Genomic DNA, 553 nt, shown 5'->3' with positions numbered 1-553 from the left:
CGATACCCCAATTGTACTCTGCTTATTCAGCAAAGATTTGGTGCGAAGGGAGAGACTTGAACTCTCACGTCCGTAAGGACACTAACACCTGAAGCTAGCGCGTCTACCAATTCCGCCACCATCGCATCGCAATGCACTGGAAAGAAGAAGATGGTGGCTACGACGGGATTCGAACCTGTGACCCCATCATTATGAGTGATGTGCTCTAACCAACTGAGCTACGTAGCCATCTTTTTTCTTTCGGGGTTATCCCCTGAGTGCGGGGCGCATTATGCGAAGAAGCATGGGGCGCGTCAACCATTTTCCTTTGCTTTTTTTTCGATTTCGGTGTCTTCGCTGTCAATTTAATCATCTTGATGGGATAACCAACAGCTGGCTACCTGGAAGCCACGATTTTTCAACAAATAGATAAAACAAAAGCTGGCATTAGCCTAATGCCAGTCAGTTAAGCTGACTGGCTTTCTTTTTATTGGGGTATTTCTTTGCCTTAGGCTTCACGGCTCTCGGGTATATTCGATCTTCTCGCTTAATGGGCAACACATGATGTATCGCC

Annotated in this window: 2 tRNA genes; both read right to left on the bottom strand. The window is 46.7% G+C overall.

Features of this window, described 5'->3' with window-relative positions:
* Positions 1-38: 38 nt before the first annotated feature.
* Positions 39-125, bottom strand: a tRNA-Leu gene (locus KU854_RS24690).
* Positions 126-151: 26 nt separating this feature from the next.
* A tRNA-Met gene (locus tag KU854_RS24685) sits at positions 152-228 on the bottom strand.
* Positions 229-553: the final 325 nt, after the last annotated feature.

The organism is Enterovibrio paralichthyis (genome assembly GCF_019209835.1).
GTDB lineage: Bacteria > Pseudomonadota > Gammaproteobacteria > Enterobacterales > Vibrionaceae > Enterovibrio > Enterovibrio paralichthyis.
The sequence above is the reverse complement of the archived record's forward strand: the minus strand, read 5'-3'. Positions and strand labels throughout refer to the sequence as shown.